The organism is Aeromonas sp. XH, assembly GCF_033348475.1.
In the GTDB taxonomy this organism is placed as follows: domain Bacteria; phylum Pseudomonadota; class Gammaproteobacteria; order Enterobacterales; family Aeromonadaceae; genus Aeromonas; species Aeromonas sanarellii.
Genome location: NZ_CP137630.1, coordinates 3,500,001 through 3,514,470 on the forward strand (window position 1 = coordinate 3,500,001; position 14,470 = coordinate 3,514,470).

Genomic DNA, 14,470 nt, shown 5'->3' on the forward strand with positions numbered 1-14,470 from the left:
CACGGCCCTTGCCCTGTGCGGCGGAGATCCACAACAGCGACCCCACCAGCCATACCATGACCTGCTTCATCTCTCGATCCTCCTCATTTCTTTGCACCCGGCGGCGCCCCATTTCGCGCCCTCATGCTCCCATAACAGGGAGTCAAAGAACAACCATGAGCAATGCCCCTATGAAAGATGGGTCAGACCAGTAAAAGGTTTCCCCTGCCGGATCAGAGGCGTAAGCTGGCTCTCCGGCGGGCCTTCATGACGCGCCACTTTTCCCCGATTTCATCAGCAACAGGACGTAACATGATCCGCAAGAATCCCTCAGGTCACCTGCCCGTTATCGACGAATCCGCCTATATCGACAAGACCGCCATCATCTGTGGCAAGGTGATCATCAAGGAGAACGTGTTTGTCGGCCCCTATGCCGTGATCCGCGCAGACGAAGTGGACGAGAGCGGCGACATGGAGCCCATCGTCATCGGCGCCAACTCCAATATTCAGGATGGCGTCGTCATCCACTCCAAATCCGGCGCCGCCGTCACCATCGGCGAGTACAGCTCCATCGCCCACCGCAGCATCGTCCACGGACCGTGCGAGGTGGGCAACCGCGTCTTCATCGGCTTCAACAGCGTGCTGTTCAACTGCCACATCGGCGAAGGATCCGTGGTGCGCCACAACTCCGTGGTCGATGGCTGCGATATTCCCCCCGGCTTCTACGTGCCCTCCACCACCCGCATCAACCAGCAGAGCGATCTGGCGCAAATCCCGCGCGTCACCGTGGACGCCACCGAGTTCTCCGAGGATGTGGCCCACACCAATATCGACCTGGTCAGGGGTTACAAGGCGCTCTCCAACGAGTTTTGATCCGGCGAGCGGTTCACGAGACACGACGGGCGCCACGGCGCCCGTTGTCACAACGGTAAAGAGGGCGAAAAGAGGGTGTAAAGGTGGTTGAGCCGGGCGCACGCGTCGCGTTTGATGGGGGCGTTCCCATCAATGGAGTCATCATCATGTCACGCTACCCCATCGCTCTTGCCCTCCTGCTGGGCACCACGCTCCTTCATGCCGGCGAGATGCCGCCCCCGATGGGCGCCCGCCAGGGAGGCCCCATGACACCGCCCCCCTCCGTGCTCTATCACGCCAGCAAGCAGGGTGCGGATCCCCAGGCCCTGGCACAGGCACTGTCCAGGAACATTGATGCCGCCAAGCCGGATACCCGCTACGAGGTCATGGTCAGCGTGCGCGAACTGCCGCCCCAGCCACTCAAACCCCAGCCCGCCGGTGCGCCGCTCAAGGGGCAGTGAGATGAGTCTGCGCCGCCCTTCACTCTGGCTGCTTGCCATGGCCATCGCCCTGCCCGCCATGGCGGGTCCGGGTGACATGGGCAGGCCGGGCGGATGGGAGAGCCCTGCCCCGCAGTACGGCCATGGGGCTGGCCCCGGCTTCGGCCACCGCGTCGACAGGCTGCCGGGAGGGGTGGAAACCCTGTTGCTGGCGGGGCTCACCTACTATGTGCTCGACGGCATCTTCTACCGTCGGCAGGAGAACCACTACGTGGTGGTTGCTCCACCCCCTCAGGTCTTGGTCACAGCGGAGTCGGGCCTGGTCCCCCTGGATCTGGATGGCCGCCGCTATTACGTCAGGGAGGGTCACTACTACCTGCGAGAAATAGACGGGCGCTACACCGAGGTACCGCCACCGGCGGCGCTGCGCTGAATCGCACGATGGAACAGATACGAGCAGGGGGCCTTGGCCCCCTCTTTCATTACCTGGGGTTCACCCCACTCCAGCCAGAGCCGCGTACCTCAGGACGGCTCATGCAGGGGCAGCGTCATGGTCACCCTCAGCCCCCCCTGAGCACGGTTGCGCGCCTGGATGGTGCCGCCCTGCAGGGTCACCGCCTTGCGGGCGATGGCGAGCCCGAGCCCGTAGCCCTTGCCCATGCGGGGTGAGCCGATGCGCACGAAGGGATCGAAGATCCCCGCCAGCTTGCCCTCCTCCACACCGGGCCCCCGATCGGCGATGGAGAGCTGCACCTCCTGGCCCAGACGAATCAGGCTGACATTCACCTTCTGCCCCGACTGCGAGAAGCGCAGGGCGTTGCGCACCACGTTCTCCACGGCGCGGCGCACCAGCTCGGCATGACCCAGCAGGAGGCAACCCTCCCCCAGCGCCTGCTCGAGCGCTATCTCGACCCCGGATTGCTGGGCCTCGAACCTGGCATCCTGGACGACGGTCTCCACCAGCGCCAGCAGGTCGTAGTGGCTCTGCGCCAGCCCGTGACCCTGCTCGGCACGGGAGAGGGTCAGCAGCTCCCCTATCATCCTGTCCATCCGCTCCGTCTCGAGCCGGATCCGCGCCAGGGCGTCGCTTGCCTTCTCCGGGCGCTGCTCCGCCAGGCCGATGGCCATCTGGATGCGGGCCAGGGGGGAGCGCAGCTCGTGGGAGACGTCGTGAAGCAGCTGCTCGCGCCCCTCGACCAGCTGCTGCAGCCGCTCCACCATGAGATCGAACTCCTTAGCCACCTCCGTCAGCTCGTCCCGGCGCCAGCGCAGGGCGGGCCAGAGTCTGACCCCCAGATCCCCTCTGGCTACCCGATCGAAGCTGCGCCGCAGGGCGTTCATCGGCCGGGTCAGGTGCCAGGCGAACAGAATGCTGAACAAGAGTCCCCCCAGGCCACCAATCCAGAGCATGGGCGGGGGAATGTTGAGCCAGGAGAGGGGACCGGGCGCAGGCCCGCCGGGGAGGACGCGCGAGTCCACTCTGGTCTGCAGCAGATAGGCCTGCCCGTCGCTGGCGATCACGGTGCGTGTCAGCACGGTGCCAGGGCCCGGCTCCCCGGGGACAGGCGGCCTGGATGCCTGGGGCACTGGCCGGGGGGGCGCATCGGAGACATCGAGGGGTGTTATCTGCAGCAACGGCGGCGACATGGTCTCGCTCAATGCCGTCGCAGCCTCAATTCCTCCCTTTGCCAGCACGGCTGCCGCCATCTCCAGATGCTGGCTCGCCAACTGCTGGGCCAGGTGCTCTTCCGGGGGTTCACGCTCGGCACGAAAACCGAGCCAGAGCAGTTGGCTGACCAGCACTATGGCCAGCCAGAACCCCAGCAGTATCTTCCAGAACAAACGTCCCTTGAGGATCACCGTATCTTGTACCCTATGCTGCGCACCGTCTCTATGGTGACGGCCTCCCCCGCCTTCTGCTGCAGTTTCTGCCGCAGGTTGCAGATGTGCACATCGACACTGCGGTCATAGGCCTCCCGCGGGCGCCCCACCCCTTGCAGGGAGAGGGTGTCCTTGGTGACCACCTGCTCCGGTGCTCGCACCAGCAACACCAGCATGTTGAACTCGGTGGCGGTCAGCTCCAGCGGCTCCCCCTGCCAGAGACAGACCCGGTTGGCCGGGGTGATCGTCAGCTCCCCCAGGATGAGGGCATCCGGCGAGGGGGTTGAACTCCCCCCCTCGTTGACCCGCCGCAGGACGGCCCGCAGCCGGGCCACCAGCTCCCTGGGGTAGCAGGGTTTGGGCACATAGTCATCGGCCCCCATCTCCAGTCCCACCACTCGATCCACGTTGTCCCCCTTGGCGGTCAGCATGATGATCGGCAGGCGGCTGCGCTGGCGCACCTGGCGCAGCACCTCGGTGCCGCTCAAGTCGGGCAGCATCACATCCAGCAGCAGGGCGCTGTAACGGCCGGAGAGGGCATGGTGCACACCTTCCCCTCCGGTCAGCACCTGGGTGGTGTCAAACCCCTCTCCCCCCAGGTATTCACTCAACATGGCGCCCAGTTCGGCGTCGTCATCCACCAGCAGGATCTTCATACAGGCTCTCCCTTGTCGGCGGCCATTTTCGCCCCTTGCCACGCACTTGGCAGCCATTTTTACGAAACCCTTACGCTTGGCGCAAAGAGCCTTAACCCGGCTCTGGGGTAGAGTGCCACCGTGATCGTCATTCAGGATACAGGTTGTCATGCCCAAGCTCTCCCCTCGTCTGTTCTGGCTGCTGCCCCTGTGCGCCCTCGCCCTGTTGCTGGCCTGGCGCCCTCAGGCCAAGGCCCCCGCCAGCGACTACATCACCGCCAGCGCCGAGATCCGGGATCTGGAGCAGCTCATCATGGCGGACGGTACCCTGAAGGCGCGCAAGCAGGTGAGCGTGGGCGCCCAGGTGTCGGGCCAGATCAAGAAGCTGCACGTGACCCTGGGTCAGGCAGTCAAACAGGGGGAGTTGCTGGCCGAGATCGACGATCTGCCCCAGCAGAACGCCCTCAAGGATGCCCTTGCCCAGCGCGACAACCTCCAGGCCCAGCTGGATTCCAAAGAGGCCACCCTTCGCAATGCCCGCCTGGCGTACCAGCGCCAGCAAAAGATCGTCGCAAGGGGCCTTGGCAGCACGGCCGACCATGACAGCGCCAGGGCGACCCTGGACGAGACCCTGGCCGATATCCGGGCCCTCCAGGCCCAGCGGGTGCAAGCCGGGATCGCGGTGGACACAGCCCGGGTCAACCTGGGGTATACCCGGATCCTGGCCCCCCTCTCCGGCACCGTGGTGGCCGTGCCGGTGGAGGAGGGGCAGACCCTCAACGCCAGTCAGAGCACCCCCACCCTGCTCAAGATAGCCCGGCTCGATACCATGACGGTGGAGGCCAAGATCTCCGAGGCCGACGTCATCAACACCCGGGTCGGCATGCCGGTCTATTTCACCATTCTTGGCAACAGCCAGCGCCGCTTCGAGGGATCCCTGCGCGCTATCGAGCCCGCCCCCGACACCATCAACGACGACACGACCACTAGCAGCAGCGACAGCAGCGCCATCTATTATCACGGGCTGTTCGAGGTGCCCAACCAGGACGGTCAGCTCAGGATCAGCATGACGGCACAGGTCTATCTGGTGGTCGCCCGGCTCAAAGAGGCGCTGGTGATCCCGGCCATCGCCCTGCAGGGGGATCAGGTCAGGGTGGTCGACGACGGAGGCAGGATCAGCCTGCGCCGGGTCAAGGTCGGCCTGAACAACAAGGTGGATGCCCAGATCCTGTCGGGCCTGAGCGCCGGTGAGCGGGTGATCGTCAGCGAAGTGAGCGCGGGCCAGAGCGACGCCGCCGGGGGCATGCCACCCCCCATGGGGATGTGACCATGAGCGCCTTGTTGCAGCTGCGGGGCATCCGCCGCCACTTCGGAGAGGATGAGCGCACCGTCACCGTGCTCGATGGCATCGATCTGGCGATCGCCCGTGGGGAGATGGTGGCCATCGTCGGCGCCTCGGGCTCCGGCAAATCCACCCTGATGAACCTGCTGGGCTGCCTGGATCAGCCGAGCGAGGGGGCCTATCTGGTGGCCGGGCGCGACACTGCCACCCTCAGCCGTGACGAGCTCGCCGCCCTGCGCCGGGAGCACTTCGGCTTCATTTTCCAGCGTTATCACCTGCTGGCGGATCTCGATGCCCGCACCAATGTGGAGGTGCCCGCCCTCTACGCCGGTCTGGATCCGGCCGAGCGACGCCAGCGGGCCGAGGCCCTGCTGACCCGCTTCGGCCTCGCCAGCCGGCTCGAACACAAGCCAAGCCAGCTCTCCGGCGGCCAGCAGCAGCGGGTCAGCATCGCCCGGGCCCTCATCAACGGCGGCGAGGTGATCCTGGCCGACGAGCCGACCGGGGCCCTCGACAGCCAGAGCGGCGCCGAGGTGATGGCGAGCCTTCAGGCCCTGCATCGCCAGGGCCACACCCTGGTGATCGTCACCCACGACATGGAGATCGCCCGCCACGCCGAGCGGATCATCGAACTGAAAGATGGCCGGGTGATCGCCGATCGCCGCACGCGCGAACCACAGGCCCTTTCCCAGGCGACCCAGACCGCCACCAAGACGTCCGCCAGGGGGAAGACCCCACTGATGGCGGGGCTCGGCAATGCCCTGCAGATGGCCCTCAAGGCCATGGTCGCCCAGCGTCTGCGCACCTTTCTCACCATGCTCGGCATCATCATAGGTATCGCCTCGGTGGTGACCGTGGTGGCCCTCGGCCAGGGCTCCCGGGAGCGGGTGCTGGAGAACATCAACGCCATGGGCACCAGCACCCTGGAGGTGTTCCCCGGCCGTGGCTTCGGGGACATGCGCTCCGCCACCATACAGACGTTGCGGATCGGGGACGCCGAGGCCATCGCCCGGCTGGACTACGTGCACAGCGTCACCCCCAGCCTCAGCACCAGCGCCACCCTGCGCCTTGGCAGTACCGCCGTCTCCGGCACCATCAACGGCGTCGGCGCCCAGTTCTTCCAGGTCAGGGGCTATCGCCTGGCCCAGGGCATGGGCTTTGATCGCCAGAGCGAGGAGAGCCTGGCCCAGGAGGTGGTGATCGACGAGCACACCCGGGACAAGCTGTTCGCCCCGACCCAGTCCCCCCTGGGCCAGGTGATCCTGCTGGGGGATCTGCCCTGCCGGGTGATCGGGGTCGCCATCAAGAACCAGAGCGGCTTTGGCAGCGACGAGACCCTCAACGTCTGGATCCCTCATACCACCGCCATGAGCCGCCTGCTGGGGCAGAGCCATCTGCGCAGCATCAGCGTGCGCGTGCGGGACGAGGTGAGCCTGGACGTCGCCCAGGACGGCATCAGCCGCCTGCTCACCCTGCGCCACGGCAGCCAGGACTTCTTCCTGCTCAACACCGACAGCATCCGCCAGACCATCAGCCAGACCAGCGCCACCCTGACCACGCTGATCGCCCTCATCGCCCTCATCTCCCTGATCGTCGGGGGCATAGGGGTGATGAACATCATGCTGGTCTCGGTCACCGAGCGCACCCGGGAGATAGGGGTACGGATGGCGGTCGGCGCCCGGACCCGGGACATCCAGCAGCAGTTCCTGATTGAAGCCGTGCTGATCTGCCTGCTGGGAGGCGTGCTCGGCATCGCCCTCTCCCTGCTGCTGGGCCAGCTGTTCGACCACCTCGGCAGCGGCGTCCGGATGAGCTACTCCCTTGCCACCATGGGGGTGGCCTGCCTCTGCGCCAGCCTGATCGGGGTGATATTCGGTTTCGCCCCGGCCCGCCGGGCCGCCAGGCTGGATCCCATCCACGCACTGGAGCGCGAATAGCCCGCATTGACGCCGGGGTGATGCCACCCCGACACCGGATCGGGGGCCGACACCGGCCCCGCCACCAAGCCTGAACGCCCGCACTTCTTCCCAGACTGCGCGGGTTCTTTGACCGGGTCCCGTACCCGGTCTTTTTTTGTCTCCCGCCCGCCACGCATACGACAGAACCGCCCGAAGGCGGCTCTTTTCATCACGGGCCGGCGGTTATCCCGGGCCATCAGGCGCCTATGATGCCACCATCGTCCCGGGTGATCCGCAGCACGGCGGAGCGGGGGATGGCGGAGCCGCCGTCCGGGAAGTGAGAGGGAGCCCCCTCCTCCCCCGGGTGCTGCACCCCGACGAACATGGTGCGCCAGTCAGGCGTGAAGGTGAGGCCCGTGATCTCGCAGGCCACGGGGCCGGTCAGGAAGCGGCGCACCTCGCCGCTCGCGGGATCGGCGCACAGCATCTGGTTGTTGCCCATGCCGGCAAACTGCTTCTCGTTGGAGTAGTCGCCGTCGGTCTGGATCCAGAGCCGTCCCGCCTCGTCGAAGCCGATGCCGTCCGGGCTGTTGAACATGTTGTCCGGGTGGATGCTGGCACTGCCCGCCATCAGCCCCTCCTTGTGCACACCTGGGTTGCCCGCCAGCAGGAAGAGATCCCACTCGAAGCGGTCGCTCCCGTGATCGTCCCCCATCGGGCGCCAGCGGATGATCTGGCCATAGGGGTTCTCGGCCCTGGGGTTGGCGCCGTCCAGGGGCTGGTTCTCCTTGAGGCCGCGGTTCTTGTTGTTGGTCAGGGTGCAGTAGACCTCTGCCCTGTGGGGATGCACGGCCACCCACTCGGGCCTGTCCATGGTGGTGGCGCCGAGCCGGGTCGCCGCCTCCCGGGCGAAGATGAGCACCTCCCCCTGATCGGCGAAGCCGTTCTCTCGGGTCAGGCCATGCTGGCCGTGTACCAGGGGCAGCCACTGGCCGGTACCTTTGAGCTCCCCCTCCCTGGCCTCGAAGCGGGCCACATAGAGGGTGCCCTCGTCCAGCAGATCCCGGTTGGCGGGGTCATCGCCCGGCGCCACCTGGTTCTTGGAGACGAAGCGATAGATGTGCTCGCCCCGCTCGTCGTCGCCCAGGTAGACCACGGCGCGGCCATCCTTGTTGACGGTGAAGGCGGCATTCTCATGCTTGAAGCGGCCAAGGGCGGTGCGCTTCTTCGGGGTGGAGGCGGGATCCTGCGGATCGATTTCCACCACCCAGCCGAAGCGGTGCGGCTCCCGGGGATGCTTAGCGAGATCGAACCGCTCGTCAAATTTGTGCCAGCCAAAGCCTGCATCCTCGGCGGCCAGGCCGTAGCGGGCGGCGCGCTGGTCCAGCACCGGCTTGCCCGCACTGCCGAAGTAGCCGTTGAAGTTCTCCTCGCAGGTGAGGTAGGTGCCCCAGGGGGTTTGGCCGTTGGCGCAGTTGTTGAAGGTGCCAAGGGCGGTGCGCCCCTCGGGATCGGCCTGGGTCTTGAGCAGGGCATGGCCCGCCGCCGGGCCGCTCAATGTCATGGGGGTCGTGGCGGTGATGCGGCGGTTGAGGGCCCCCTTGGGGTTGGCCTGCCACTTGCCATCGATGCGCGCCAGCTCCACCAGGGAGACCCCGTGGGCCGCCTGGGCCTTGGCGACCGCCTCTGCACTGAGGGTCTTGCCGCCATCCGCGAACAGATATTCGTAGTTGGTGTATTCGTTGTTGACGGCGAGCAGGGCGCGATCCGGGCCCAGGGGGAAGAAGCTCATGCCGTCGTTGTTGTCGCCAAACTGGCGGGCCTGGGCCTTGGCATCATTGCGCTGGGCAAAGGCGGGGGCATCGGGGAACAGGGCATCCCCCCAGGCGATCAGCACCTCGGCCCGGTAGCCGGGCGGCACCACTATGGTGTCGGCCACCGAGGCGGGCACGGCCTGGAAGCCGAGCAGCGGCTGGGTCGCGGCGGCCACGGCGCGGGCCACGGGGCTCGCGGCGAAGAAGGCCACCATGCTGGCGGCGCCCATCCCCTTCAGGAAACCACGGCGGCTCAGGCCGGCCTCGATGAGGCGGTTGAATTCCGGCTCCTGCTCCCGGGGGTGGTTGGCGCTGTCTCTCTCGTCAAAACGGCTCATCGGCTTTTCCTTGTTCTCTGTGCTGGCGTCATTGCGTAATCACTGCGTCCGGCCACAGCATGGGGGCACTTTATTAAACAAGGATGACAAGCGATGAGATAACCGCCTGGCCCGACAAGGCGCCACCGCCCAGAAAGACGTATCGCCGACAGAAGGGTTGAACCCTAGCCGCACTTCTTCAGACTGATCTGCCCGTTTGTACCGGATAACACCCGCTGGCAGCCTCCCTCAAGCCGCACTTCTTCAGGCTGGTATGCCGTTTGTACCGGATTGCACCCGCTGGCAGCCTCCTTCTAGCTCTAGCCGCACTTCTTCAGGCTGATCTGCCAGTTGGCGCCGGATTGCACCTGGTGCTTGGCGGCGAAGCTGTCCATGTTCAGGGCCACCGACACCTGCAACAGGCTGTTGAGGTAGACCAGGGGCTGGCCTTCCGGTACATCGCCAAAGCTGCTGACGTAGGGGGCCTTGCCCTCGTATTTCAGCGCATCTCCTTCGCTGATCCTGATGCAGGCGTTGTCCCCCTTGTGGATGCCTGCCTTGCCGAGCAGGGCCTCGTCGATGTTGGTCCAGACGTTGCCGTACTGCACATCCAGGATCGGGATGGTGCCCTTCAGGGTGCCATCCTGCTCGACCACAGCAGGCTGATAGGGAATGGTCACCACCTCGGCAGGCAGTTTGGGCCCCACCTGCTCGAAGCTGATGGCACCGGAGGCGAGGCGGGCACCAGTGTAGGCGTAGACGTCGCGCCCATGGAAGGTGTAGGACTTCTCGGAGCCCTTGAGGCGGTTGGTCTTCTCGTCTATCTGGCGCACGGTGTCGATGCCGAAGTGCTCCGCCGCCAGGGTCAGGGTGCCGTTGTCCGGGCTGACGATGTAGTGGCCGCTCCTGGTCTTGAGCACCACCGACTTGCGTTCGGTGCCGACACCGGGGTCCACCACGCTGACGAAGACGGTGCCCTCGGGCCAGTATTGCAGGGTCTGATAGAGGCGGTAGGAGGCCTCCCAGATGTTGTAGGCCGGGATCTCGTGGGTCAGGTCATGGAGCGGCAGGGTGCGGTCCACCCCGAAGGCGACCCCCTTCATGGCGGAGACGGCGCCATCCTTGAGACCGAAGTCGGTCTGGAACACCAGGGCCTCGTTGGCAAGAGCACTCGCCCCCACCAGAGAGAGGGCGAGCACGAGGGCGCGGGGGACAATACGAATATCCATGTCAGGGCTCCTTTCAAGACGTTTGGACGTCCAGATTGCCATTCAAGGAGATCTTTGCAACCCCTGATGCCCGAATGGGGGGAAAAGACTCGCCAATCCGGACCGCTCGGGTGTATCCATGGGCATTCGACGACAGGAGAGCACCACATGACTGTAGAGAAACGCGACGCCATTTTGCTGAGCCTGGGGGAGACCCAGAGCCGGGTGCAGCTCACCGGGGCGGATGGCGTCAGCCAGACCTTTTCGCTGGCCCTGGGCCTGGATGCCCTGACCCCGGGTCCGTTTCGCCGGGACCCGCCGAGCGCCCTGGAGCTGGAGCAGGCCATCCCGGTAACGGAGGATCTGCTGACCCCCCTCGAGCTTGAGCAGGCCATCATGGTGGTGGAGGATGTGCTGATGCCCCTCGCGGACCGGATCCCACCTCACCCCGTGCTGCACCTGCAAAGCCCGGTGCCCCTGGCCGAGGTGCTCGGCAACCGGGTGCAGAGCCGGGAGAACATAGAGCGGTTGTTCGGCCAGCTGGCCGCCATGGTGGAGGGGGATCCTCTCGCCTCCGCCCAGTTGCCGAGGGAGAGGCTCGTCGCCGCCGCCCTGCTGATCCTGCGGGAGTGGATGCACCACCTGGATGCCGGGAGCGTCGCCCTGGTTGACTGAGCCAGCCCGGTCTGAAGAGTCAGCCGAGGCGCAGGCAGAGGTATTTCACTGCATCTGACCCTGCGACCCCGCCGGTCCGCCTTCTGCCCGTGCCGCTGTATCTGTTACCATGCCGGCCACTCTGATCGTTTCCGTCTCGGCCCCTGGCCGCGATAACCCCATACTGGTGCCCCTATGTCCAACGCCTCCTTTGCCGACCTGGCGCTCTCCCCCCGTTTGCAGCAGACCCTGAGCGAGCTCGGCTACGCCACGCCGACCCCGATCCAGGCCGCCGCCATCCCGGCCATCCTGGCAGGCCGCGATCTGCTGGCGGGGGCCCAGACCGGTACCGGCAAGACCGCCGCCTTCGTGCTGCCACTGCTGGAGTTGTTGATGCAGCAGCCGCAACAGGCGTCCCCTCGCCCCATCCGCGCCCTGGTGCTGGTGCCGACCCGCGAGCTGGCGGTGCAGGTTGCCGAGAGCGTCGAGCACTACGGTCAGGGCACAGGCCTTGCCAGCGCCCTGGTCTACGGCGGGGTCAGCATAGCGGCCCAGGTGGAGGCGCTGAAAGCCGGGGTGGATCTGCTGATCGCCACCCCGGGCCGGTTGCTCGACCATCTGCGCCAGGGGGCGCTGCGCCTGAGCCAGCTAGAGTATCTGGTCTTCGATGAAGCCGATCGCATGCTCGACATGGGCTTCATGGACGAGATCACCGCCCTGCTCAAACAGATACCGGCGGATCGCCAGACCCTGCTGTTTTCGGCCACCTGCGACGACAACCTCTTTGCGCTCAGCAAGGTCTTGCTGCGCGACCCCGAACTGATCGAGGTGGCACCGCGCAACACCACGGCGGCCGAGGTGGAGCAGCGGGTCTATGCGGTGGATGGGGATCGCAAGGTGGCGCTGGTCGAACACATGCTGACCGTGAAGGGCTGGGCACCGGCGCTGATCTTCAGCCGCACCCGCCAGGGGGCCGACAAGCTGGCCCAGCAGCTTGGCAAGGCGGGCATCAATGTGCTGGCCTTCCACGGGGATTTGTCCCAGAGCGCGCGGGAGAAGGTGCTGCTGGAGTTTCGCGCCGGTACCCTGCAGGCGCTGGTGGCCACCGACGTGGCGGCCCGCGGCCTCGATATCAGCGACCTCAACCATGTGATCAACCTGGAGTTTCCCCATCAGCCGGAGGATTACGTGCACCGCATCGGGCGCACCGGCCGCGCCGGCAACAAGGGGCTCGCCATCACATTGTTCAGCCCCGAAGACGCGCCCCTGCTGGAGAAGGTGGAGGCGGTGCTCGACACCCGATTGCCCCAGCAGTGGTTCCCGGGCTTCGAGCCGGATCTGACCCGCTTCGACCCCGAGCGGCGCCGCGCCAGCAAGGGCGCCCAGAAGCAGAAGGCCAGAAAGCTGGCCCTCGCGGGCAACAAGGGCGGCAAGGGCCGCAAGCCCTGACTGGAGGATCTTGCGGGGGAGCCCCAAAGCACGGGTGCTCCCCTTTTCCTCGCGCCGGCCCGGGGAGAAACCCTGGCGCCGCCGACCCCCTCTCTTGCTCTCTCCCTTTTGCTCCCCTGACCAGACCGCCACCGGGCAGATCCTTGCCACACTCTGCTACAAAAGAGGTAGTAAGGGGGCACACTTTCGCCACAAAGCAGGCGTGCAATGGAGGCATGGACAAGGAGGACATCATGAAACCCGCATCCCTCGTCTGGGCCCTGCCCCTGACCCTCACCCTGCTCTGGCTCGCTGGCCTGACCCAGTGGCCCGCCGGTCTCTGGCCCTGGCGCCATGAACTGCTGATCCTGACCGGTCTGATTGGCCTCGGCGCCATGACCCTCTCTTTGCTGCTCGCCCTGCGCCTGCCCAGGCTCGAAGCCTGGTGCGGCGGGTTGGATCGCATGTTGCGCCTACACCGCAGCAGCGCCCTCTGGGCCACCGGCACCTTGGTGGCCCACTGGCTGCTGGTGGAGGCCCCCAAGTGGGCCGTCGCCGCCGACTGGCTGACCCGGCCGGCACGCCGCGGCGCAGGCGCAGGCGCAGGCAGCGATGACCTGTGGCACGAACTCGGCAATACCCTGGGGGAGTGGGGTTTCTATCTGCTGCTGGCCCTGGTAGCGGTGAGCCTGCTGGCGGTGGTGCGCTACGAGCGCTTCAGGGTGGTTCACCGGCTGGCCCCCGTCATCTATCTGATGGGCTGGCTGCACGGGCTCTGCCTGCTGCCGCGCATCGGCGTCCTGACCCCGGTCGGCCTGACCCTGCTTGTCGGCGGCGGGCTGGGGGCCCTGGGGGCGCTCTACTCCCTGTTTGGCCGGGTGGGCCAAAACGCGCGTCGCCAGGGGACGGTCTGCGCCCTCACCCCTCTGGATGAGCGCACCCTGGAGATCCGGGTTGGCCTCACCGCGCCCCTGCACGGCTATCGTCCGGGGCAATTCGCCTTCTTCGACTTCGCCGGGCGCGGCGAGCCTCACCCCTACACCCTGGTCAATGTCTCGGCGGATGGCTGCACCCTCACCCTGGCGGTACGCGCCCTCGGGGATCACACCCGCTGGCTGCACCGCCACCTCAGGGTGGGGGATGCGGTCATCGTGACCGGCCCCTATGGCGCCTTCGCCCTGCCGGATCCCGCCCCCGCGCTCTGGGTGGGAGCCGGCATCGGCATCACCCCCTTCGTCGCCTGGCTGGAAGCCCTGGTGCGCCGTGGCGAGACACGCCCGGGCACCACCTTGCTGCAATGCGCCCCCACCGCCGAGGCCGCCCCCTATCACAGTCGGCTGGCCGAGCTGTGCCGCCGGGCCGGGGTCGACTACCGGCTGCATCTGGAGTCAGAGCGCGGCCGACTGGATCTCGCCGCCCTGGGTGAACGCCAGCACACCCCGGTGTGGTTCTGCGGCCCCGAGCCCATGGCCCAGACTCTGGATGCCCATCTGGCAGCCCCGCTGCACCGGGAGCTGTTCCGCTTCCGTTGACGGGCCAGACCGGCGCGTTCAGTCATTGGCCTGATACAAGGGGGACTGGGAGACAGGTGGGCACGGGCCCCCTTGAGCGGGCCACGCCCCCGCCGCCCGCACGCTGCCGCCCCAGAAGCTCGCCACCAGTATCAAGGCCCCGGCCAACCCGTATTTGATCCAGGATTTCATCGTCTTGCTCCCCTCTCTTTGGCCCTCGCCACCCCTGCGGCAAGCAGGCCCATTTATCAATGGGCAGAAGATAGAAGGGATATGTGAGGGGAAAATGAGGCTGTGTGAAGCCAGGGTGAAGTCGAGGGACGTCAGGAGAAATCAGCAGCGAGTCACGACAAAGATGGCGGTTGGCAATGCGGGGAATGGAGAGAGGTAAGGACTCGACATACGCAATCAACACCTGATGTAGGGACGATTAGCGCAGCGTAATCGTCCGCATACCACCGCGCACCGAGTCATGGCAAGACCGGCAGGAAACCCTGGAACCAACGGCCTC

General features: G+C 66.4%; 13 protein-coding genes (1 of these 13 running past the window's edge). 8 read left to right on the plus strand and 5 right to left on the minus strand.

What is annotated here, in order from left to right; genetic code table 11:
- Nucleotides 1-70, minus strand: the start of a protein-coding gene (locus R2B70_RS16045) for a ribonuclease T2 family protein (protein WP_318161969.1). It extends 572 nt beyond the left edge of the window; the window shows 70 of its 642 coding nt (coding positions 1-70); the start codon lies at nucleotides 68-70; its stop codon lies off the left edge, out of view.
- 221 nt (nucleotides 71-291) lie between these two features.
- Here R2B70_RS16045 and R2B70_RS16050 point away from each other — a divergent pair, with 221 nt between their 5' ends.
- The 3 genes from R2B70_RS16050 (at nucleotide 292) to R2B70_RS16060 (ending at nucleotide 1,704) form a co-directional block, all read left to right on the plus strand.
- Complete coding sequence (locus R2B70_RS16050; protein WP_209794679.1) at nucleotides 292-852, plus strand: carbonate dehydratase; 561 nt, start codon at nucleotides 292-294, stop codon at nucleotides 850-852.
- Between the two features lie 146 nt (nucleotides 853-998).
- The gene (locus R2B70_RS16055; protein ID WP_223917065.1) at nucleotides 999-1,292 is read left to right on the plus strand and encodes a hypothetical protein; all 294 of its coding nucleotides are present in this window, start codon (nucleotides 999-1,001) and stop codon (nucleotides 1,290-1,292) included.
- Nucleotide 1,293: 1 nt separating this feature from the next.
- A complete protein-coding gene (locus tag R2B70_RS16060; protein WP_219142783.1) occupies nucleotides 1,294-1,704 on the plus strand; it encodes a DUF6515 family protein in 411 nt (136 codons plus the stop codon).
- A gap of 89 nt (nucleotides 1,705-1,793) precedes the next feature.
- Here the strand turns inward: R2B70_RS16060 and R2B70_RS16065 are convergent, their stop codons facing one another.
- Together R2B70_RS16065 and R2B70_RS16070 are read right to left on the minus strand one after the other, a co-directional pair.
- Nucleotides 1,794-3,113, minus strand: coding sequence for an ATP-binding protein (locus R2B70_RS16065; RefSeq protein ID WP_318161970.1), 1,320 nt, complete (start codon nucleotides 3,111-3,113; stop codon nucleotides 1,794-1,796).
- Between the two features lie 14 nt (nucleotides 3,114-3,127).
- Entirely contained in the window at nucleotides 3,128-3,808 is a 681-nt protein-coding gene (locus R2B70_RS16070) for a response regulator transcription factor (RefSeq protein ID WP_318161971.1), read from the minus strand.
- A gap of 148 nt (nucleotides 3,809-3,956) precedes the next feature.
- On the opposite strand from R2B70_RS16070, the gene R2B70_RS16075 reads away from it, so the two are divergent.
- On the plus strand, nucleotides 3,957-5,114 hold the full coding sequence (locus R2B70_RS16075; protein WP_318161972.1) for an efflux RND transporter periplasmic adaptor subunit: 1,158 nt from the start codon (nucleotides 3,957-3,959) through the stop codon (nucleotides 5,112-5,114).
- 2 nt (nucleotides 5,115-5,116) lie between these two features.
- Nucleotides 5,117-7,066 (plus strand): MacB family efflux pump subunit, encoded by a 1,950-nt coding sequence (locus R2B70_RS16080; RefSeq protein WP_412055147.1) that lies wholly within the window; start codon nucleotides 5,117-5,119, stop codon nucleotides 7,064-7,066.
- Between the two features lie 217 nt (nucleotides 7,067-7,283).
- On the opposite strand, the gene R2B70_RS16085 is transcribed toward R2B70_RS16080, so the two are convergent.
- Both R2B70_RS16085 and R2B70_RS16090 read right to left on the minus strand, forming a co-directional pair.
- Nucleotides 7,284-9,179: a PhoX family phosphatase gene (locus tag R2B70_RS16085; RefSeq protein WP_318161974.1), complete on the minus strand. Its 1,896-nt coding sequence runs from the start codon at nucleotides 9,177-9,179 to the stop codon at nucleotides 7,284-7,286.
- Between the two features lie 299 nt (nucleotides 9,180-9,478).
- Nucleotides 9,479-10,387, minus strand: coding sequence for an S-adenosyl-l-methionine hydroxide adenosyltransferase family protein (locus tag R2B70_RS16090; protein ID WP_210538512.1), 909 nt, complete (start codon nucleotides 10,385-10,387; stop codon nucleotides 9,479-9,481).
- A 147-nt stretch (nucleotides 10,388-10,534) separates the two neighbouring features.
- Between R2B70_RS16090 and R2B70_RS16095 the strand changes: the two genes are divergently transcribed.
- From R2B70_RS16095 to R2B70_RS16105, 3 genes are all read left to right on the plus strand, one after another.
- The gene (locus R2B70_RS16095; protein ID WP_318161975.1) at nucleotides 10,535-11,041 is read left to right on the plus strand and encodes a hypothetical protein; all 507 of its coding nucleotides are present in this window, start codon (nucleotides 10,535-10,537) and stop codon (nucleotides 11,039-11,041) included.
- Nucleotides 11,042-11,215: 174 nt separating this feature from the next.
- The gene (locus tag R2B70_RS16100; RefSeq protein WP_318161976.1) at nucleotides 11,216-12,469 is read left to right on the plus strand and encodes a DEAD/DEAH box helicase; all 1,254 of its coding nucleotides are present in this window, start codon (nucleotides 11,216-11,218) and stop codon (nucleotides 12,467-12,469) included.
- A gap of 233 nt (nucleotides 12,470-12,702) precedes the next feature.
- The gene (locus R2B70_RS16105; protein ID WP_412055148.1) at nucleotides 12,703-13,980 is read left to right on the plus strand and encodes a ferric reductase-like transmembrane domain-containing protein; all 1,278 of its coding nucleotides are present in this window, start codon (nucleotides 12,703-12,705) and stop codon (nucleotides 13,978-13,980) included.
- Nucleotides 13,981-14,470: the final 490 nt, after the last annotated feature.

Excerpts from the sequence above, each read along its gene's own strand:
- R2B70_RS16050 (WP_209794679.1), top strand. The coding sequence starts at position 292 with ATGATCCGCAAGAATCCCTCAGGTCACCTGCCCGTTATCGACGAATCC.
- R2B70_RS16060 (WP_219142783.1), top strand. The coding sequence starts at position 1,294 with ATGAGTCTGCGCCGCCCTTCACTCTGGCTGCTTGCCATGGCCATCGCC.
- R2B70_RS16070 (WP_318161971.1), bottom strand. The coding sequence starts at position 3,808 with ATGAAGATCCTGCTGGTGGATGACGACGCCGAACTGGGCGCCATGTTG.
- R2B70_RS16100 (WP_318161976.1), top strand. The coding sequence starts at position 11,216 with ATGTCCAACGCCTCCTTTGCCGACCTGGCGCTCTCCCCCCGTTTGCAG.
- R2B70_RS16090 (WP_210538512.1), bottom strand. The coding sequence starts at position 10,387 with ATGGATATTCGTATTGTCCCCCGCGCCCTCGTGCTCGCCCTCTCTCTG.
- R2B70_RS16085 (WP_318161974.1), bottom strand. The coding sequence starts at position 9,179 with ATGAGCCGTTTTGACGAGAGAGACAGCGCCAACCACCCCCGGGAGCAG.
- R2B70_RS16055 (WP_223917065.1), top strand. The coding sequence starts at position 999 with ATGTCACGCTACCCCATCGCTCTTGCCCTCCTGCTGGGCACCACGCTC.
- R2B70_RS16075 (WP_318161972.1), top strand. The coding sequence starts at position 3,957 with ATGCCCAAGCTCTCCCCTCGTCTGTTCTGGCTGCTGCCCCTGTGCGCC.
- R2B70_RS16080 (WP_412055147.1), top strand. The coding sequence starts at position 5,117 with ATGAGCGCCTTGTTGCAGCTGCGGGGCATCCGCCGCCACTTCGGAGAG.
- R2B70_RS16095 (WP_318161975.1), top strand. The coding sequence starts at position 10,535 with ATGACTGTAGAGAAACGCGACGCCATTTTGCTGAGCCTGGGGGAGACC.
- R2B70_RS16105 (WP_412055148.1), top strand. The coding sequence starts at position 12,703 with ATGAAACCCGCATCCCTCGTCTGGGCCCTGCCCCTGACCCTCACCCTG.